The following is a 17,305-nucleotide window of genomic DNA, read 5'->3' on the forward strand; positions in this document are numbered from 1 at the left end:
TCGCCATGAACGAACTCCTCGACGCCCTCACCCCGTACGCGGACCGCATCTGCACGCCCATCGCCCTGGCCGACGGGCCGGACGCCGTCCAGGAGACCCTCGTCGCCGTCTTCCGCGGCCTGCGCTCCCTCAAGGAACCGGCGGCGCTGTACGGATGGATGCGCGCCATCGCCTGCCGGGAGGCGGTCCGTGTCGCGCGCCGCACCGCACGCTCCGTCCCGGCGGACCTCACCACCGTCCCTCAGCGCGGCGACCCGCAACTGGCCACCGACATAGGCGACGTCCTCGCCCGCCTCTCCCCCGAACACCGCGCCGTCCTCGTCCTGCGCGACGTCGAGGGCCTCGACGAACAATCCGCCGCCGCACTCCTCGGCCTGCGGGTCGGCACCGTCAAGTCACGGCTGCACCGGGCCCGGGACTCCTTCCGGAAGGCATGGACGTCATGACCGAATTCCCCCGCCCCCAGTGGCCCACCACCCCCGGCCTCGACCCGGTCCGCCGCCTGCACGCCCTCGCGGCGGGCGTCCGCGGCGCCCGCGTCACCACCCGCGAGATCCCCGCCCCCTACGCCACCGTCCACCCGCTCCTGGCGGACATCGACGGCGAACTGTCCCACCTGGTCCCCGACATGCGCCGCCTGAAGCTCACCCGCACGGACGGCGACCGCATCGAGGCCATGGCCCACAGCCGCTTCGGCATGCACGCCCGCTTCCACGGCGTGCGCCGCCCCGGCTGGCTCTGGCTGCAGAGCCGCTTCCTCCTGATCGGCCTGGCGGCCACCCCGTCCCCCACTGCCCCCGGCCACACCCTGGTCGCCTTCACGGGCGGCGTACGCGTCCCGGGCCGCGCGGCCCTGATCCCCATCGGCGTGGGCCGAGCAGGCCGCCGGGTCCTGGACCGTCTGGACGCCCGCCTGGGGGAAACCGGGCCGCACCGGGGCGGGCACGGTCACTGAGGCGATCCGGCCCTCAGTCCTCGACGACCAGCGCCGGAGTCTCCTTCGTCAGCACTTCACCGCGGAAGAACGAAGGGCTCCTGCGCGGGTAGAAGACACCGGTCGCCACGCCCGCCGTGACCGTGGCCTTCCCCGGGGTCCGCAACCGCGGGTGGACGCGGGCGTACGAGGCGGGCAGGGCCTCGTACGCGGACATCGCCAGGACCGTGCGGGCAAATTTTCCCGTGGGTGTCCGCTCAGCGGACACCCACGGGAACACGTACACCGCTCGCCGGTTCAGCCCGGCCAGACGATCGCCTGGAGTTCGCTGTACGCGTGCAGGGCGTACGAGCCGACGTCACGCCCGACACCGCTCTTCTTGAACCCGCCGAACGGGGCCTCCATGTTGCGCCCGATGGTGTTCACGCCGACCCCGCCGGCGCGCAGCCGCCGGGCCACCCGGAAGGCGCGTGCCACGTCCGAGGACCAGACGTAGTCGATCAGTCCGTAGTCGCTGTCGTTGGCGAGCGCGATGGCCTCCTCCTCGTCGTCGAAGGGGACGACCACGACGACCGGGCCGAAGATCTCCTCGCGGACGACGCGCATGTCGTTGGTGCAGTCGGCGAGGAGGGCCGGCGCGACGTAGAAGCCCCGGTCGGGTCCGGCCGGGCGTTCGCCGCCCGTGACGATCCTGGCCCCCTCCTTCCGCCCCAGCTCGATGTACGACTCGACGCGGTCGCGGTGGGCGGCGGAGATGACCGGCCCGACGACTGTTCCCCTGACCGTCGGATCGCCCACCGTCAGATGGCCCGCGTACGCGGCGAGCCGTTCGATCAGGGCGTCGTGGGCCGCGCGCTGGACGAGGACGCGGGTCGGGGCCGTACAGATCTGTCCGCTGTAGAAGGAGAACGTGGTGCCGATGCCCGCCGCCGCGGAGTCGAGGTCCGCGTCGTCCAGGACGACGGCGGCGCCCTTCCCGCCCAGCTCCATCAGCTGCCGCTTCATGGAGCGCCCGCACACCTCGGCGATGCGCTGCCCGACGGCGGTGGAGCCGGTGAAGCTGACCATGTCGACGTCCGGTGAGTCGACGGCCGCCTCCCCCGCGTCCGGGCCCGACCCGGTGACGACGTTGACGACGCCCGCCGGGACACCGGCCGCTTCGAGCGCCTCGGCCATCCGGTAGACGGAGAGCGGGTCCTGCGGTGCGGGTTTCACGACGACCGTGTTGCCCATGGCGAGTGCGGGGGCGATCTTGCCGGCCGGGTTGGCCCAGGGGTTGTTGTACGAGGTGATGCAGGTGACGACGCCGACCGGCTGGCGTACGGCCAGCGCCCCGAAGATTCCGGCCCGGCCCATCGGACCGGCCTCGTTGATCTGCGGTGCGACGGCTTCCTCGACCGGCTCCAGGGCGCCCTTGGCGTACCGGCGGAAGCGGGCGGCGCCGACGGCGACCTGCATGCCCCTGGCCGTTGCCGTGGTGGCGCCGCTCTCCGCCTGGGCGAGCGCGGCGTTGCCGGTCAGGTCGCGCTGCATCAGGTCGGCGGCCCGGTCGAGGATCGCGGCCCGCTCCTCGGGGCGGGTGCGGGACCAGGTGGCGAACGCCTCGCGGGCCGCGGCTGCCGCCGCGTACACCTGCGCGCGGCTCGCCTCGGGGGCGAGGCCGACGGTGTCCTCCGTCGCCGGGTTGATCACCTCGTAGTGGCCGTGATCCGGTTCGGTCCACTCGCCGCCGATGAAGAGGCGCTGGGGTGTGGTCACAGTGTGCTCACCGTCCGGGTGTCGCGGCCCGAGCGGAGCACCGTACCGGGGACCGCGCCGGTCACTTTGTCGTCGCGCAGGGTCTCCACGCCGTTGACGCGGACCGACACGATGCCGATGGCCTTGGCGTCGAGACGGGGGCTGTCGCCGGGCAGATCGTGTACGAGGGTGGCGGGCCCGGCGTCGATGCGTTCGGGGTCGAAGAGGACGAGGTCGGCGTGGAAGCCCTCCTCGATCCTGCCGCGGCCTCGAAGCCCGAAGAGGCGGGCGGGGTCGTCCGTGAGCATCTTGACGGCCTGTTCGAGAGGGAGGAGCTTGCGTCGGCGCAGGCAGTCGCCGAGGAAGCGGGTGGTGTACGGGGCCCCGCACATCCGGTCCAGGTGCGCGCCCGCGTCGGAGCCGCCGAGCATGACGTCCTCGTGTTCCCAGGTCTGCCGGCGCAGCTCCCAGGAGTCGGGGTCGTTGTCGGTGGGCATGGGCCACAGCACCGTACGCAGGTCGTCGGCGGCGCAGATCTCGACGAGGCAGTGGAAGGGGTCCTGGCCGCGTTCGGCGGCGATGTCGCGGACGACGCGTCCGCTCAGTCCCTCGTTGGCCGCGCTGTACGTGTCCCCGATGACGTACCGACCGAAGTCGGCGAGCCGGCGGAAGACGCCGGCCTCCTTGCTGTCGGCGCGGCGCAGCATCTCGGTGCGGGTGGCGGCGTCGCGGAGCCGTTCGATGCGTTCGGGGACGGGCAAGGCAAGGATGTCGCCCCAGCCGGGGATGAGGTTGAGGGCGCAGAAGGTGCCGAGCGACATGTTCATGGGCGTGAGGATCGGCATGGTGAGGGCGACGATCCGGCCGCCGGCCCGCCGGGCGCGTTCGCTGGGGACGAGCTGGCGGGGGACGCGTTCGGGGATGGCGGCGTCGATGGTGAGGACGTTCCAGTTCAGCGGGCGTCCGGCGATGGCGGTCATGTCGACGAGGAGGTCGATCTCCTCGTCGGAGAACTGGTCGAGGCAGCCCGCGACAATCGCTTCGAGCTGCGTTCCCTCGTGTTCACCGACGGCACGGGAGAGGGCGAGGAGCTCCTCGGGCAGCGCGTGCCGGGAGGCGACGGGTTGTCCGTCCCCGTCGGAGTGGGTGGCGGACTGGGTGGTGGAAAGGCCCCAGGCCCCGGCGTCCATGGCGTCGTGGAAGAGCGCCAGCATGGCGGCCAGCTGCCCGGGTGTGGGCTGTCCGCCGATCGCGTCGGCGCCCATGACGTGCCGGCGCAGGGCGCAGTGGCCGACCATGAACCCGGCGTTGACGGCGATCCGCCCTTCGAGGGCGTCGAGGTATTCGCGGAAGCTGGACCAGGTCCAGTCGACGCCCTCCTCCAGGGCCTTGAGCGCCATGCCCTCGACCCGCGCCATCATGCGGCGGGTGTAGTCGGCGTCCTCGGGGCGTTCGGGGTGGAGCGGGGCGAGGGTGAATCCGCAGTTGCCACCGGCGACGGTGGTGACGCCGTGGTTCATGGACGGGGTGGCGTACGGGTCCCAGAAGAGCTGGGCGTCGTAGTGGGTGTGCGGGTCGACGAAGCCGGGGGCGAGGACGAGTCCGGTGGCGTCCTCGGTGGTGACGGCCTCCTCGGTGAGCGTGCCCGGTTCGGCGATGACGGCGATGCGCCCGTCGCGCAGGCCGATGTCGGCGGGGTACGAGGGTCCGCCGGTGCCGTCCACGACGGTCGCTCCGCGGATGAGGTGGTCGAGCATGACGGGGTTCCCTTCTGTGGTGTGTGGGGGGCCGGGGTGCGCACGGCCGCACCGCGCACCCCGGCCCCACGGAGCGGCGGTCCGGGAAGACGCCGCTGGTCGGGGGAGTCAAGCCCCTCCGGCGAGGCTGAAAACCAAGCCCGACCGGCAAAATCAAGCCCCTCCGGCGATTGAGGAGCGGGGGTCCGGGGGCAGCGGGGTTCGGGGGCAGCGCCCCCGAGACTCCCCTACGCCGCGCCGCGGAACCGCGAGGTCCGATGCACCGGATCCGTATCGATCTCCGGAATCACGTGTTCCCCGATCAGCTTGATCGAGTTCAGCGTGTCCTCACGGCTCATCCCCACCGGCAGCCCGAAGCTCAGCTGATCCGCCCCCGCCTGCTCCCACCGCTTGCACTGCCGCAGCACCTCGTCGGGATCGCCGCAGATCATCAGCTCCTCCGCGATCAGGAGCTCGATGATCTCCTCGGAGTACTCCGGCAGCAGCTCGGGCCACTCCGGTATGCCCTCGGGCCGGGGGAACGTGTCGTGGTAGCGGAACAGCAGCGACTGCAGGTAGTTCAGCCCGCCGCCCACCGCGATCTCGACGGCCTTCGCGTGCGTCTCGGCGCAGATGGCCGTGGACGTGACCATGACGTTGTCATTGACGAAGTCCCCGACGGGTTCGGCGTCCTTGACCGCCGTCTTGTAGGACTCGACGACCCACTCCATGTCGGAAACCTTCTGCACGCTGAAGCCCAGCACGCCGAGCCCCTTCTTCCCCGCCATCGCGTACGAGGACGGCGACCCGGCCGCGTACCACATCGCCGGGTGCGACTTCCCGTACGGCTTGGGCAGGATCTTGCGCGGCGGCAGCGACCAGTGCTTGCCCTGGAAGCCGACGTACTCGTCCTGGAGCCACATCTTGGGGAACTCGGCGATCGTCTCTTCCCAGAGTTCCTTGGTGTGGTTCATGTCGGTGATGCCCGGCATGAAGCCCAGGATCTCGTGGCTGCCGGCCCCGCGCCCGGAGCCGAATTCGAAGCGGCCCTCGGAGAGGTGGTCGAGCATGGCGACCTTCTCGGCCACCTTCACCGGGTGGTTGACGGGGGCGAGCGGGTTGAAGATCCCGGATCCGAGGTGGATGCGGTCGGTGGCGTGCGCGAGGTAACCCAGGTACACATCGTTGGCCGAGAGATGCGAGTACTCCTCCAGGAAGTGATGCTCGGAGGCCCAGGCGTACTTGAAGCCGGACTTGTCCGCCTGGATGACGTACTCGGTCTCCTCGATCAGCGCCTTGTGCTCAGCCCCGGGGTCGGTCCTGGCCCGCGCGGCGGGCACGTACCCCTGTACAAAGAGCCCGAATTCCAAGGGGGTTCACCGTCCTCAATCGTTTCTGACGCATCGTCAGTTCTTGATGCTCCAGACTGTTCCACCGGCACCCGCACCCGTCAATACCTGACGCACCGTCAGGTCCACTGGAGGGGATCCCGGGGAACGGCCGGAGGCGGCCGCTCAGAACAGGCTGACGCCCGCCAGCCAGCCCCCGTCGATGACGAACGGCTGCCCGGTGATGTACGAGGAGTCGTCCGAGGTCAGGAAGAGCGCCAGCGCCGCCACCTCCTCCGGCCTCCCGATCCGCCCCAGCGGTACGAGCTTCCGGTACAGCTCGGCCACCGCCTCCCTGGACTCCTCCGGGTCCGCGGTCGGGTCCAGCGCCGCCGGGTTGGTCATCGCGGTGTCCACGGCCCCGGGGCACAGTGCGTTGACCCGTATCCTCTTTGCCGCCAGCTCCACCGCCGCCACCTTCGTCAGCCCGAGCACCGCGTGCTTGGTGGCGGCGTACGCGCCCACGAACGCCATGCCCGTGAGCCCCGTGTACGAGGCCGTGTTGACGATGGTCCCGCCGCCCGCGGCCTCGATCTCGGGCGCGACGTTCTTGATCCCGAGGAACGCGCCCACCTGATTGACCTGCACCACCTGCTGGAACTCCTCCAGCGGCGTGGCCACCAGCTCGTTGAACCGCAGGATCCCCGCGTTGTTGACCAGCCCGTCGATCACCCCGAAGGCGTCCTTCGCCGCGGCGACGGCGGCCTGCCAGTCCTCCTCCCGGCTCACATCCAGATGGACGAACCGGGCGACGTCCTCCCCCAGTTCCTCCCTCAACCCCTTGGCCAGCGCCTCGCCCTGCTCGTCGAGCACATCGGCGATCACCACCCGCGCACCCTCCGCCACGAAGAGCCGCGCCTCCTGCTCGCCCTGTCCGCGCGCCGCACCGCTGATCAGCACGGTGCGCCCGTCCAGCTTGCCCATGACCTGACTCCTACCTGTCGAGATGGGGTGCGACCTCGGCGGCGAACGCCGTCATCTGGTCGGTCAGTTCGCTACGGCTCCGGCTGCGGAACCGCACCTGGATCTGGTGAACGCCCATGGCCCCGTACGCGCGCAGCGACTCGGCGAGCACCTCCGGCTTTCCGGCGAGGGTGCGCCGCCCCACGGACCACTCCGGCTCACCGACGTACAGCGGCTCGGTGATCGCACCGATGACGATCGGATCCTCGATCCCGGCCGCCTCGCGCAACTCCTTCAGCCGGGCGATCTGCGCGGGCAGCTTCTCCCGCGGATCGCCCTGCGGCAGCCAGCCGTCGCCCCGCACCGCGGCCCGGCGCACGGCGGCGGGCGAGGAGCCGCCCACCCAGAGAGGCACCCGCTCCTGGGCCGGCCGCGGCAGCTGCCCGAGACCGGCGAAGGAGTACCGTTCCCCCGCGAACTCGGGGTACTCCTCGGGACCCAGCGCCGCCTTCAGCGCGTCGATGGTCTCGTCGAGGACCCCGCCCCGCCCGTCGAAGTCCGCCCCGAGCGCCTGAAACTCCTCCGGTACGTGCCCGGCCCCGACACCGAGGATCAGCCGGCCGCCGCAGAGGTGGTCGAGGGTGGCGTACTGCTTGGCGGTGGCCAGCGGGTGCCGCAGGCCGACGACGGCGACATGGCTCATCAGCAGGACCCGCTCGGTGATCCCGGCGAGAAAGGAGAGAGTGGCGACCGGGTCGTACCAGACGGTACCCATGACTCCGGCGAGCCGCCGCGGAATCGCGACGTGGTCACAGCTCGCCAAATAGGCGAAGCCGGTACGGTCCGCGGTGCGGGCGATCTCCGCGAGATCGGCGGGGGTGGCCACGGCCTCCCACCCCTCGGCATAGATGGTGCTCTGTGACTGGACCGGAAGCTGCATCCCGTACGGCAGCGGCCCGGTGAGCGGTATCGGCACCGACCGGCCTCCTCCCCGCTTGAATCTGACGCATCGTCACTTGACGGCGCGGGGGCCATCGTCGTACCTGGCGTCGCATCAGACAAGGGGCGGGAGCGGTCGACCCGGTACGCCGCGGCGGGAGGCGACCGCCGCCGGGCCCGGCACAAGAGGGCCGCCATGGCTCTGACACGGCCCGCCGCGGCATCGGTCTCGGCAGGCGCCTCGGCCCGGCGCAGGATCTCGTCCTCCTCCGCGGCGTCCGTGCGGTCGCGCCTGCGCTCCCGTACGAGGTTGAGCTTCTCCAGGTACTGATCCAGCGGGAGCACCTGCTTGCCGTCCGCGTGACCGCACCGGCGCGGACGCTTCTGGTGGGGAGCCGCGCCGGCCGGCCGGTCAGCAGTCCGGGATCACGGCGCCGTTGTTGTCCCGGGCCTCGTCATTGCCCCAGCGGGACAGGTAGTAGGCCGAGACGTACGCGCCGCGCCCGTTCTTGCCCGCGTACACCGTGTCCAGGTCCGTCTTCAGCCACCAGTGGTTGTAGCTGGAGCCCGAACCGACCTGGGCGCCCCACGCCTTGCAGTAGACGTAGTTGGTGCCGGCGTTCAGCACGCCCTGGGCGTCGGCCGTGTTGGGTGCCGCGTAGCCCGTGGCGTTGGCGAAGGTGTCGACCCAGTACTTACCGCCTCCGCCGCCACCGCAGCCGTTGTCGCTGGTCAGGTACTTGCTGTAGTACGAGCCTGGGTAGGGGGCCAGCGACTGTCCGTTGATCGCGATGGTCTGGCCCACACCGTTGTACAGCTGCTCGTAGTGGATGTGGGCACCGCTGCTGTTGCCGGTGGAGCCGGTGACGCCGATCTGCTGGCCCTGGGAGACGGAGGCGCCGTCGGCGACGGAGTACGAGGCGAGGTGGAAGTAGTACGTCTGCCAGCCGCCGCCGTGATCGATGGCGATGTAGTTGCCCGCACCGCTGGGCTGGGAGTAGCGGTGGGCGGTTCCGCCGGACGAGGCGAGGACCGGGGTACCGGCCGTGGCGCCGCCGTCGGTGCGGACGAAGTCGAGGGCCGATCTGACCTCGGCCGAGTGGTGGCTGTAGGTCCAGGTCTGGCCGCAGGGGAACGGCGCCTTGAAGTTCGGGGCCGCGGCGGCGGGGGTCGCGGTGAGCAGCCCCGCGACGAGGGCCACCAGGCCCAGCAGGGCGATACGTATCGAGCGCATGCGCGGTCATCCTCCGAGTCGATTCCGAGTGGAGCACCGAGGTACGGGAGAGCCTTCCGGGTTGAACGGACCCAAGAGTGCCGGAAGTTCGATTGCCCCGTAAGACCTGTGGAGCTCGGCGGAAACGACATGGAGCTGCCGCAGCAGACGACCTTCATCTGCTGCGGCAGCGACTTCGGGAACTGTCCCGAACCCTAAGCGGGTTCCTGGCCATTCCCCTTCGAACTAGTCACGTCACGCGCTGGCGGGAATGCAGACCGCGTAAGACTGGACGGTCTGCGGACCGGCACCGTTGTTGTACGCGGACACGTGCCAGGTGTTGGTCGGGGTGTCCGGGTAGCTCGCGGTCCAGCTGATCTCGTTGTTCTGGTTCTGGTTCAGGGCACCGCCCCCGGTCAGCACGGTCCCGGCAGGGCACACAGCATTGATGTCCTGGACGCTGCCGCCGGCGGGGATGAGCGTGGCGGCGCTGGTGGCGGTCTGAGACGGGCCGACAGGCCCCGTCGCGCCGGTGGCGCCGGTCGCGCCCGTCGGACCCGCAGGCCCGGTCGCACCGGTGGCGCCGTCAGCACCATTGGTACCAGCCGCACCCGTCGGACCCACAGGACCCGTCGCACCGGTCGCACCATCAGCACCGTTAGTACCAGCCGCACCCGTCGGACCCACAGGACCCGTCTCACCGGTCGCACCATCAGCACCGTTAGTACCAGCCGCACCCGTCGGACCCACAGGACCCGTCTCACCGGTCGCACCATCAGCACCGTTAGTACCAGCCGCACCCGTGGCACCCGTGGCACCGGTCGGACCCGCAGGCCCGGTCACACCATCAACACCGTTGGTACCAGCCGCACCCGTGGCACCGGTCGGACCCGCAGGCCCGGTCACACCATCAACACCGTTAGTACCAGCCGCACCCGTGGCACCCGTGGCACCGGTCGGACCCGCAGGCCCGGTCACACCATCAACACCGTTGGTACCAGCCGCACCCGTCGGACCCACAGGACCCGTCGCACCGGTCGCACCATCAGCACCGTTAGTACCAGCCGCACCCGTGGCACCGGTCGGACCCGCAGGCCCGGTCACACCATCAACACCGTTGGTACCAGCCGCACCCGTCGGACCCACAGGACCCGTCGCACCGGTCGCACCATCAGCACCGTTAGTACCAGCCGCACCCGTGGCACCCGTGGCACCGGTCGGACCCGCAGGCCCGGTCACACCGGTCGCACCATCAACACCGTTAGTACCAGCCGCACCCGTCGGACCCACAGGACCCGTCGCACCGGTCGCACCATCAGCACCGTTAGTACCAGCCGCACCCGTGGCACCCGTGGCACCGGTCGGACCCGCAGGCCCGGTCACACCGGTCGCACCATCAACACCGTTAGTACCAGCCGCACCCGTGGCACCCGTGGCACCGGTCGGACCCGCAGGCCCGGTCACACCATCAACACCGTTGGTACCAGCCGCACCCGTGGCACCGGTCGCACCCTGCAGACCCGTCGCACCCGTCGGACCGGTCGCACCAGTCGCACCAGTCGCACCATTAGCACCGTTGGCACCGGACGCACCCGTGGCACCGGTCGCACCCTGCAGACCCGTCGCACCCGTCGGACCGGTCGCACCGGTCGGACCGTGAGCACCGACCGCACCAGACGCACCCGTGGCACCGGTCGCACCCTGCAGACCCGTCGCACCCGTCGGACCGGCCGGACCGGTCGCACCATTAGCACCGTTGGCACCCGCCGGACCCGTGGCACCGGTCACACCCTGCAGACCCGTCGCACCCGTCGCACCCGTCGGACCGGTCGCACCGGTCGCACCATTAGCACCGTTGGCACCCGCCGGACCCGTGGCACCGGTCACACCCTGCAGACCCGTCGCACCCGTCGCACCCGTCGGACCGGTCGCGCCATTGGCACCGTTGGCACCGGACGCACCCGTGGCACCGGTCACACCCTGCAGACCCGTCGCACCCGTCGCACCCGTCGGACCGGTCGCGCCATTGGCACCGTTGGCACCGGACGCACCCGTGGCACCGGTCACACCCTGCAGACCCGTCGCACCGGTGGGACCGGTCGGACCGGTCGTGCCGGTCGTGCCGTGGGCACCCGTCGGACCCGTCGGACCCATGGGCCCCGTGGGCCCCGTCGGACCGGTGGGACCGTTGCCCGGGAAGCTGTCGCAGAACGGCACTGCGGTCTGCGTCGAAATGTAGCGGGCGCTCATCCAGCCACTGCCATTGGACAGCAGGTACCACAGCGAGTTCCCGCCGACGTTCTGGCCGTCCACCTGGCAGGCGATGGACACTGTGCCGCCGGACGGCACGTTGCCCACGATCTGCGACTGGGTGGTGGGGCCGCTGCGGATGTTCTGAGAGGTCTGGGAGATGACCGTCCCGGACACGCTGGCCGCCACCCGGCTCGCCATCACTCGGTTGACCGCCTGCGAACCCGTGAGGTTCGGCGTTCCGTGAGCGATGTCCATGGGGCACAGCGCCAGGGTCATTCCCAGCGACATGGCACCCAGGATGGAACGGGACAGAACGTCCCGGCTTCTCGATTTGCGCATCTTGATTCCTTACCGGATCTGCATGGATCGGAGCCTGGACTGTGGCAGCAGCGGCAAGTCAATGGCATATGCGCCACGCCGGTCATCTACCGTCTGGATGCAGACCGCTCCCCATGCGAGTGAGAAGAGCTTCGGCCATCTGCCCCTTTTTTCAGCCTGGTTAAGCCGGTTGAGCATTTCGACCCGATGCCCGGATTAACTGCAATCCATCTTCCGCGCCAATTTACCTTGGACATTGCTCCATTGAGCCGGATTGGCAGACGTATATGACTAATCCAGGATCCGGAAAAGGCTCGGAAACCGTCCCGCCCGGTGACAACGGCCGCCGCCTGTGCGGTCACTTCCGGTACATCGCCTCGATCTCCTTCTCGAAGTCCCGTGCGATCGCGGTGCGCTTCAGGATGACGAGGTCGTCCAGGAAGCCACGTCCGTACGCGGCCGCGAGGCGCTGGTGGCTGGTGGCCGCGAGGCGATCCTGCTCCTCGCGGGTGATGCCCCGGCGGCGGGCGGTCACCGCCGCGTGGTCGCCCATCGAGAGGCCGGTGCGGGGTTCGGCGTTGCGCGGGATGTCCGGGACGAGATGCCGTGGACGTACGCGCGCAAGTGCCTTGATCCCGGCCCCTGTCGACGTTGCCCGGCGAGCGGTGAGCAGCTGCTGGTCGGAGACCTGCGCGTACGGACCGCCGGAGCGGGCGAACGGGGTGCGGCTGCCGCCGATCACCGCGACCCTGCGGGGCTGCGGAGTGCGAGGGGCATCATCTCGGCCGGCTCATCTCGACCAGCTCCTGACCCTTCAGTAACCTTACTTTGGAGTAAATCCAGGATCGAGCAGGGAGTCCGGACAATGGCCGATCGCTATCTGCACTTCACCGGCACAGCACCCGGCCGGTTCCTGACCCGGCGGCTCGGCCTCCCGCAGGCGCAGGACGAGTTGACCCGTACCACCGACCACGGTGTCACGGTCAACGCGGTGGCCCCGGGCTTCATCGAGACGAAGATGACCGCGGCCGTCCCCCTCTTCATCCGGGAGGCGGGCCGCCGGATGAACTCTCTTGCGCAGGGCGGTTTGCCGGTCGATGTCGCCGAGACCATCGCCTGGTTCGTCCAGCCCTCGTCGACGGCCGTCAACGGCCAGATCGTGCGGGTCTGCGGCCAGAGCCTGCTGGGTGCGTGACCCATGCCGAATCTGAACGTGACACTCGTACGGGCAGCTGTCACGTTCCCGTTCAAGAGGGCCCCTCGCCCGGGCGCCGCCGTACCCACCGGCCGGGCGGTCCTCCCGGCCGCGCCGATCGCACCGGGCCCCCTCGCCTCGTACCGACGGGTCTGCGGCTTCTCCGGAACGGGCGCGCTGCCGCTCACGTACCCGCATGTGCTGGGCTTCCCGCTCGCCATGCGGCTGATGACGGCCAGGGGGTTCCCGCTGCCGGTCGTCGGGCTCGTCCACACCTGGATCGAGATCACCCGCCACCGGACCCTGCGCCCGGCCGATCCGCTCGAACTCACGGTGTACGCCGACGGGTCGGCCCCGCACCGGCGCGGCACCGAGGTCACGTTGGTCACCGAGGCACGGCTGGCGGGCGAGCTGGTCTGGGAGTCCCGCAGCGGCTATCTCTCCCGGCACGCGACGCGCGCGCCCGTCGCCACGGGGGCCCCGGCCCCGGACCCGAGCCCGGTCCCCGAGCTTCCCGCCGTCGCCGAGTGGTGGCTCCCCGGCGATCTGGGGCGCCGTTACGGTGCCGCGTCGGGCGACCGCAACCCCATCCACCTGTACGCGCTCACCGCCCGGCTCTTCGGCTTCCCCCGGGCCATCGCCCACGGCATGTGGACCGTCGCCCGCTGCCTGGCCGCGGCACCGCGGCCCGATGAAGTCCGGTGGGTCCGGGCCGACTTCAGGGCTCCCGTCCTGCTGCCCGCCACCGTCATCTACGCGGCGGACCCCACCGGCTTCCAGTTGCGCGGCGCGGACCGCATCCACCTCACCGGGACGACACTCAGGTCGCCCGGTCCGCGGCCCGGTTCGTCGGCTGCCACGGACGGCCGTTCATAAGGTTCTCCAGCCCCGCCCAGGAGAAGTTCATCAGAGTGGCCGCGGCCTCCTTCGCCGAGATGCCCGGGGTCTCGTTCGCCCACCCGGCGAGCGATTCCGCGGCCCCCACGAGCGCCTGCGCCAGCCCCGCCACATCGCGGCCGGGGAGCGCCGGGTCGTGGTGCGCCTCGCGTGCCGCGGCCCCGATCAGACCCGTCACGAACGCCACGATCTCGTCCCGCATCGCCGTGACCTCGGCGGCGAAGGGCTCCCCGTGCGTGCGCGCCTGGCGGTGCAGCACCGACCAGCCGTCCGGATGCTCCGCCGTGTGCCTGAAGAACGCGCGCAGCCCGGACCACAGTTGCCGGTCGGCCGGAAGTCCCGGCTCCGCCCCGGCACGTACCGCGTCGACCAGTGCTTTCGCCTCGCGCCGGATGCAGGCGGTGAAAAGCTCTTCCTTGGAGTTGAGGTACAGATACACCAAGGGCTTGGACACCCCGGCCAGCTCGGCGATCTCGTCCATCGACGCGGCACGGTATCCGCGCTGCCCGAAGGTCCGCACGGCGGCGTCCATCATCTGCTGCTCACGCACGGCACGCGGCATCCGTCTGCTCTTCACAGCACCCACGTCGACTTCCTCCCGCCCCGCTGCGCCACTCCCCGGTAAGAGTACGGCGCGGGTCTCCTCGGCGTCGTACGGAGCAGTGGCGGCCCGGTTCCGGTTGATCGGTTCGCGGACGGGGCCCATGCGCACCGTGCCCGCCGGAACACGACCCGGAAATTGTCGCCGCCCGACGGAACGGCAATGCCGCTGCCGGCAACCGGACGCGCCTGCGCCGCCGCGGCCGCGGGGCTCGCAAACCCGGCGACGATGAGGGCGACCGTGGTGCCGGTCGGCCACGCACGCCGCCGCGGAACCGGGCCGAGAGAGGACCGGGTCCTGTGTTACCGGGTCCTGTGTTACCGGGTCCTGTGTTCAGGACTCATTCACTGCTCCCTCCAGAGCTGGCTCAAGTAAAGCCACAACGAAGGAAGTTCACGCTTCCGCCGGTTCATCGGATCGCGGCAGGAGTCCCTTGACCGCCGAGCGGGTCCGTTTAACGCATGGGCCTACCGGCCACGTCCAGCCGGGTGTCCTCGCCTTGATGCATCCGGGCTGTTCCGGCGTGCCGCAGTCGCGCCGCCCGGCCCCGTACGTAAGGTCACGCGCACCTGTCCGCCGGGAATTGGTGTTGCCATGAAACCGTCCATCTGCCTGTGCATGATCGTCAAGAACGAGGCCGCGGTCATCGAACGTTGCCTCACCTCCGTCCGCAACCTGATCGACACCTGGGTGATCTCCGACACCGGCTCGACCGACGGAACCCAGCAGCTGATCCGCAACGCACTCGACGGCCTCCCCGGCGAGCTCCACGAAGAGCCCTGGGTGAACTTCGGCCACAACCGAACGCTGAACATCGAGCACGCCCACGGCAAGGCCGACTATCTGCTGCTCCTCGACGCCGACCTGGTGATCCGCCGGGAGGGTCCGCTGCCGCCGCTGACCGCCGACTCGTACATGCTCCGGCACGAGGGCACCACCGAATACCGGATCAAACGCCTGGTCCGCGGCGACCTGCCCTGGCGGTACGTGGGCGTCACCCATGAGTACCTCACCACCGACCGGCGTGACGACCAGCGGAATCTCGACGCCCTCGTCATCGAGGACTACGCCGACGGCGGCTCGCGGCACGACAAGTTCGAACGCGACGCCCGGCTGCTCGGCGCCGAGCTGAAACGCGACCCCTCCAATGCCCGTACGGTCTTCTACCTGGCACAGACCATGCGCGACATGGGCAACATCGCCAAGGCGGCCGCCCTGTACGAACGCCGCGCGCAGATGGGCGGCTGGGACGAAGAGGTGTACTACGCGCTGCTGCAGGCCGGGATCCTGAAGGCCGAGGCCGACGACTGGCCGGCCGCCATGGACGCCCTCTCCCGCGCCTGGGAGTCACGCCCGCAGCGACTCGAAGCCTGCTACGAACTCTCCTCCCGGCTGCGCCGCCTCGGCCGCTACCGCACCGCGCACGCGTTCGTCCGCGCGGCGCTCGACCGGGAAGCACCGCCGGACGACCTGCTGTTCGTCCAGCCGTGGGTGTACCGCTGGGGCCTGCTCTTCGAGTTCTCGATCACCGCCTACTGGGTCGGCGACTACGCGGGCTCGCTCCGCGCCTGCGACCGCCTGCTGGCGATGCCGGACCTGCCCGACGCCTATCGCGAGCAGACGCGCGCCAACCGGAACTTCGCCGAGCAGCGGCAGTCCGCCCGGAACACGTCGTCGGTCTTTCGCCAGGCCGGGCCGGCGGCCTCGCCTGTCGGGGCGGCCCGGTAGCCCCGGGCCCCGCCCCGTACACGACACGACAGGGGCGCCCCCGGTCCGTGCCTACGGACCGGGGGCGCCCTTGCGTACGTCACATGCGGCTACGCGGCGACCGGCACGCGCTGCGGCTCGTCGTCACGCACCTCGGCGTCGACCGGGGAGGACGAGGCCGCGTTGTACGCGTCGCGGTCGAGGATCTTCTCGCGGGCCGAGACGATCACCGGGACCAGCGCCTGGCCCGCCACGTTCGTGGCCGTGCGCATCATGTCCAGGATCGGGTCGATGGCCATGAGCAGACCGACACCCTCCAGCGGGAGGCCCAGCGTCGACAGCGTGAGGGTCAGCATGACCGTGGCGCCGGTGAGGCCGGCGGTGGCCGCGGAGCCGATCACCGAGACGAACGCGATCAGGACGTAGTCACCGACACCCAGCTGGACGTCGAAGATCTGCGCGATGAAGATCGCGGCCAGCGCCGGGTAGATCGCGGCGCAGCCGTCCATCTTGGTGGTGGCGCCGAACGGGACCGAGAAGGAGGCGTACTCCTTCGGGACGCCGAGGCGCTCGGTGACCTTCTGGGTGACCGGCATCGTGCCGACCGAGGAGCGGGAGACGAACGCCAGCTGGATCGCCGGCCAGGCGCCCTTGAAGAACTGCAGCGGGCTGAGCTTGGCGACGGTGGCGAGCAGCAGCGGGTACACACCGAACAGCACCAGGGCGCAGCCGATGTAGACGTCTGCGGTGAACGTCGCGTACTTGCCGATGAGGTCCCAGCCGTAGTCGGCGATCGCGTAGCCGATGAGGCCGATGGTGCCGATGGGGGCGAGGCGGATGACCCACCACAGGGCCTTCTGGAGGAGCTCCAGGACGGACTCGCTGAGGGTGAGGATCGGCTGGGCCTTCTCGCCGAGCTTGAGCGCGGCGATGCCGGCGACGGCGGCCATGAAGACGATCTGGAGCACGTTCAGCTCGGTGAACGGGGTGATCACGTTGTCCGGGATGATGCCGGTGAGGAAGTCGAGCCAGGAGCCCGCGTGTTCCGGCAGCTTGCCGTCCTTCGGCGTGAGACCGGTGCCGGCACCCGGGTTGGTGATCAGGCCGATCGCGAGGCCGATCGCGACCGCGATCAGCGAGGTGATCATGAACCAGAGCAGCGTGCGGGTGGCCAGCCGGGCGGCGTTGTTGACCTTGCGCAGGTTGGTGATCGACACCAGGATCGCGAAGAAGACGAGCGGCGCGACGGCCAGCTTCAGCAGCTGGACGAAGATGTGGCCGACCTTGTCGAGCGTGGTGTAGAGCCAGTTGATGTCGTACGTACGGGCAAGCCATCCGAGGACGACACCGAGGACGAGACCGGCGACTATCTGGGCCCAGAACGGGACCTTGGGTATACGGGAACCGGAGCCGGATGGGCTGTCGGTCGCGGCGGCGGCGGACGCGGGATTCGCGGACACGGAAACACTCCAGGGGTGGCGCAC

The 17,305-nt window shown here is 70.3% G+C and carries 14 protein-coding genes and 4 pseudogenes; 5 read left to right on the forward strand and 13 right to left on the reverse strand.

Annotated features, from left to right (window positions below; all coding sequences use genetic code 11):
- The first annotated feature begins 5 nt into the window (after positions 1 to 5).
- Both OG306_RS16005 and OG306_RS16010 read left to right on the forward strand, forming a co-directional pair.
- Complete coding sequence (locus tag OG306_RS16005; RefSeq protein WP_266752223.1) at positions 6 to 446, forward strand: RNA polymerase sigma factor; 441 nt, start codon at positions 6 to 8, stop codon at positions 444 to 446.
- A complete protein-coding gene (locus tag OG306_RS16010; RefSeq protein ID WP_266746842.1) occupies positions 443 to 955 on the forward strand; it encodes a hypothetical protein in 513 nt (170 codons plus the stop codon). Before OG306_RS16005 ends, OG306_RS16010 begins: the two co-directional genes overlap by 4 nt.
- Positions 956 to 968: 13 nt before the next feature.
- Here OG306_RS16010 and OG306_RS16015 read toward each other — a convergent pair whose 3' ends face one another.
- The 11 genes and pseudogenes from OG306_RS16015 to OG306_RS16065 form a co-directional block, all read right to left on the reverse strand.
- Positions 969 to 1,151 carry a hypothetical protein gene (locus OG306_RS16015; protein ID WP_371666313.1) on the reverse strand — a complete coding sequence of 61 codons (183 nt, stop codon included), beginning with the start codon at positions 1,149 to 1,151 and terminating at the stop codon, positions 969 to 971.
- Between the two features lie 80 nt (positions 1,152 to 1,231).
- On the reverse strand, positions 1,232 to 2,692 hold the full coding sequence (locus tag OG306_RS16020; RefSeq protein WP_266746843.1) for an aldehyde dehydrogenase family protein: 1,461 nt from the start codon (positions 2,690 to 2,692) through the stop codon (positions 1,232 to 1,234).
- A complete protein-coding gene (locus tag OG306_RS16025; RefSeq protein ID WP_371665412.1) occupies positions 2,689 to 4,428 on the reverse strand; it encodes an N-acyl-D-amino-acid deacylase family protein in 1,740 nt (579 codons plus the stop codon). The genes OG306_RS16020 and OG306_RS16025 overlap by 4 nt, the downstream gene beginning before the upstream one ends.
- Positions 4,429 to 4,655: 227 nt before the next feature.
- A complete protein-coding gene (locus OG306_RS16030) occupies positions 4,656 to 5,777 on the reverse strand; it encodes an LLM class flavin-dependent oxidoreductase (RefSeq protein WP_266746845.1) in 1,122 nt (373 codons plus the stop codon).
- Positions 5,778 to 5,921: 144 nt separating this feature from the next.
- Positions 5,922 to 6,719: an SDR family NAD(P)-dependent oxidoreductase gene (locus OG306_RS16035; RefSeq protein ID WP_266746846.1), complete on the reverse strand. Its 798-nt coding sequence runs from the start codon at positions 6,717 to 6,719 to the stop codon at positions 5,922 to 5,924.
- Between the two features lie 10 nt (positions 6,720 to 6,729).
- Entirely contained in the window at positions 6,730 to 7,638 is a 909-nt protein-coding gene (locus tag OG306_RS16040; protein WP_371666248.1) for a TIGR03619 family F420-dependent LLM class oxidoreductase, read from the reverse strand.
- 218 nt (positions 7,639 to 7,856) lie between these two features.
- Positions 7,857 to 8,024 (reverse strand): annotated as a pseudogene (locus OG306_RS16045) (isocitrate lyase/PEP mutase family protein); the annotation flags it as partial.
- A gap of 25 nt (positions 8,025 to 8,049) precedes the next feature.
- Positions 8,050 to 8,871, reverse strand: a complete 822-nt coding sequence (locus OG306_RS16050; RefSeq protein WP_266746848.1) for a M23 family metallopeptidase — start codon at positions 8,869 to 8,871, stop codon at positions 8,050 to 8,052.
- Positions 8,872 to 9,105: 234 nt separating this feature from the next.
- Positions 9,106 to 9,474 (reverse strand): hypothetical protein, encoded by a 369-nt coding sequence (locus OG306_RS16055; protein ID WP_323183872.1) that lies wholly within the window; start codon positions 9,472 to 9,474, stop codon positions 9,106 to 9,108.
- Between the two features lie 1,665 nt (positions 9,475 to 11,139).
- Positions 11,140 to 11,442 (reverse strand): annotated as a pseudogene (locus tag OG306_RS16060) (hypothetical protein); the annotation flags it as partial.
- A gap of 400 nt (positions 11,443 to 11,842) precedes the next feature.
- Positions 11,843 to 12,201, reverse strand: a pseudogene (locus OG306_RS16065) (hypothetical protein); the annotation flags it as partial.
- A gap of 187 nt (positions 12,202 to 12,388) precedes the next feature.
- Here OG306_RS16065 and OG306_RS16070 point away from each other — a divergent pair.
- Together OG306_RS16070 and OG306_RS16075 are read left to right on the forward strand one after the other, a co-directional pair.
- Positions 12,389 to 12,616: pseudogene (locus OG306_RS16070) on the forward strand (SDR family oxidoreductase); the annotation flags it as partial.
- Positions 12,617 to 12,619: 3 nt separating this feature from the next.
- Positions 12,620 to 13,492, forward strand: coding sequence for a MaoC family dehydratase (locus OG306_RS16075; protein ID WP_266746849.1), 873 nt, complete (start codon positions 12,620 to 12,622; stop codon positions 13,490 to 13,492).
- On the opposite strand, the gene OG306_RS16080 is transcribed toward OG306_RS16075, so the two are convergent.
- A complete protein-coding gene (locus tag OG306_RS16080) occupies positions 13,437 to 14,075 on the reverse strand; it encodes a TetR/AcrR family transcriptional regulator (RefSeq protein ID WP_266752226.1) in 639 nt (212 codons plus the stop codon). The genes OG306_RS16075 and OG306_RS16080 overlap by 56 nt on opposite strands.
- Positions 14,076 to 14,708: 633 nt before the next feature.
- Between OG306_RS16080 and OG306_RS16085 the strand changes: the two genes are divergently transcribed.
- Positions 14,709 to 15,842, forward strand: a complete 1,134-nt coding sequence (locus OG306_RS16085; protein WP_266746850.1) for a glycosyltransferase — start codon at positions 14,709 to 14,711, stop codon at positions 15,840 to 15,842.
- 89 nt (positions 15,843 to 15,931) lie between these two features.
- Here the strand turns inward: OG306_RS16085 and OG306_RS16090 are convergent, their stop codons facing one another.
- Entirely contained in the window at positions 15,932 to 17,281 is a 1,350-nt protein-coding gene (locus tag OG306_RS16090; RefSeq protein ID WP_266746851.1) for a dicarboxylate/amino acid:cation symporter, read from the reverse strand.
- Positions 17,282 to 17,305 lie beyond the last annotated feature (24 nt).

Source organism: Streptomyces sp. NBC_01241 (assembly GCF_041435435.1).
In the GTDB taxonomy this organism is placed as follows: Bacteria; Actinomycetota; Actinomycetes; order Streptomycetales; family Streptomycetaceae; genus Streptomyces.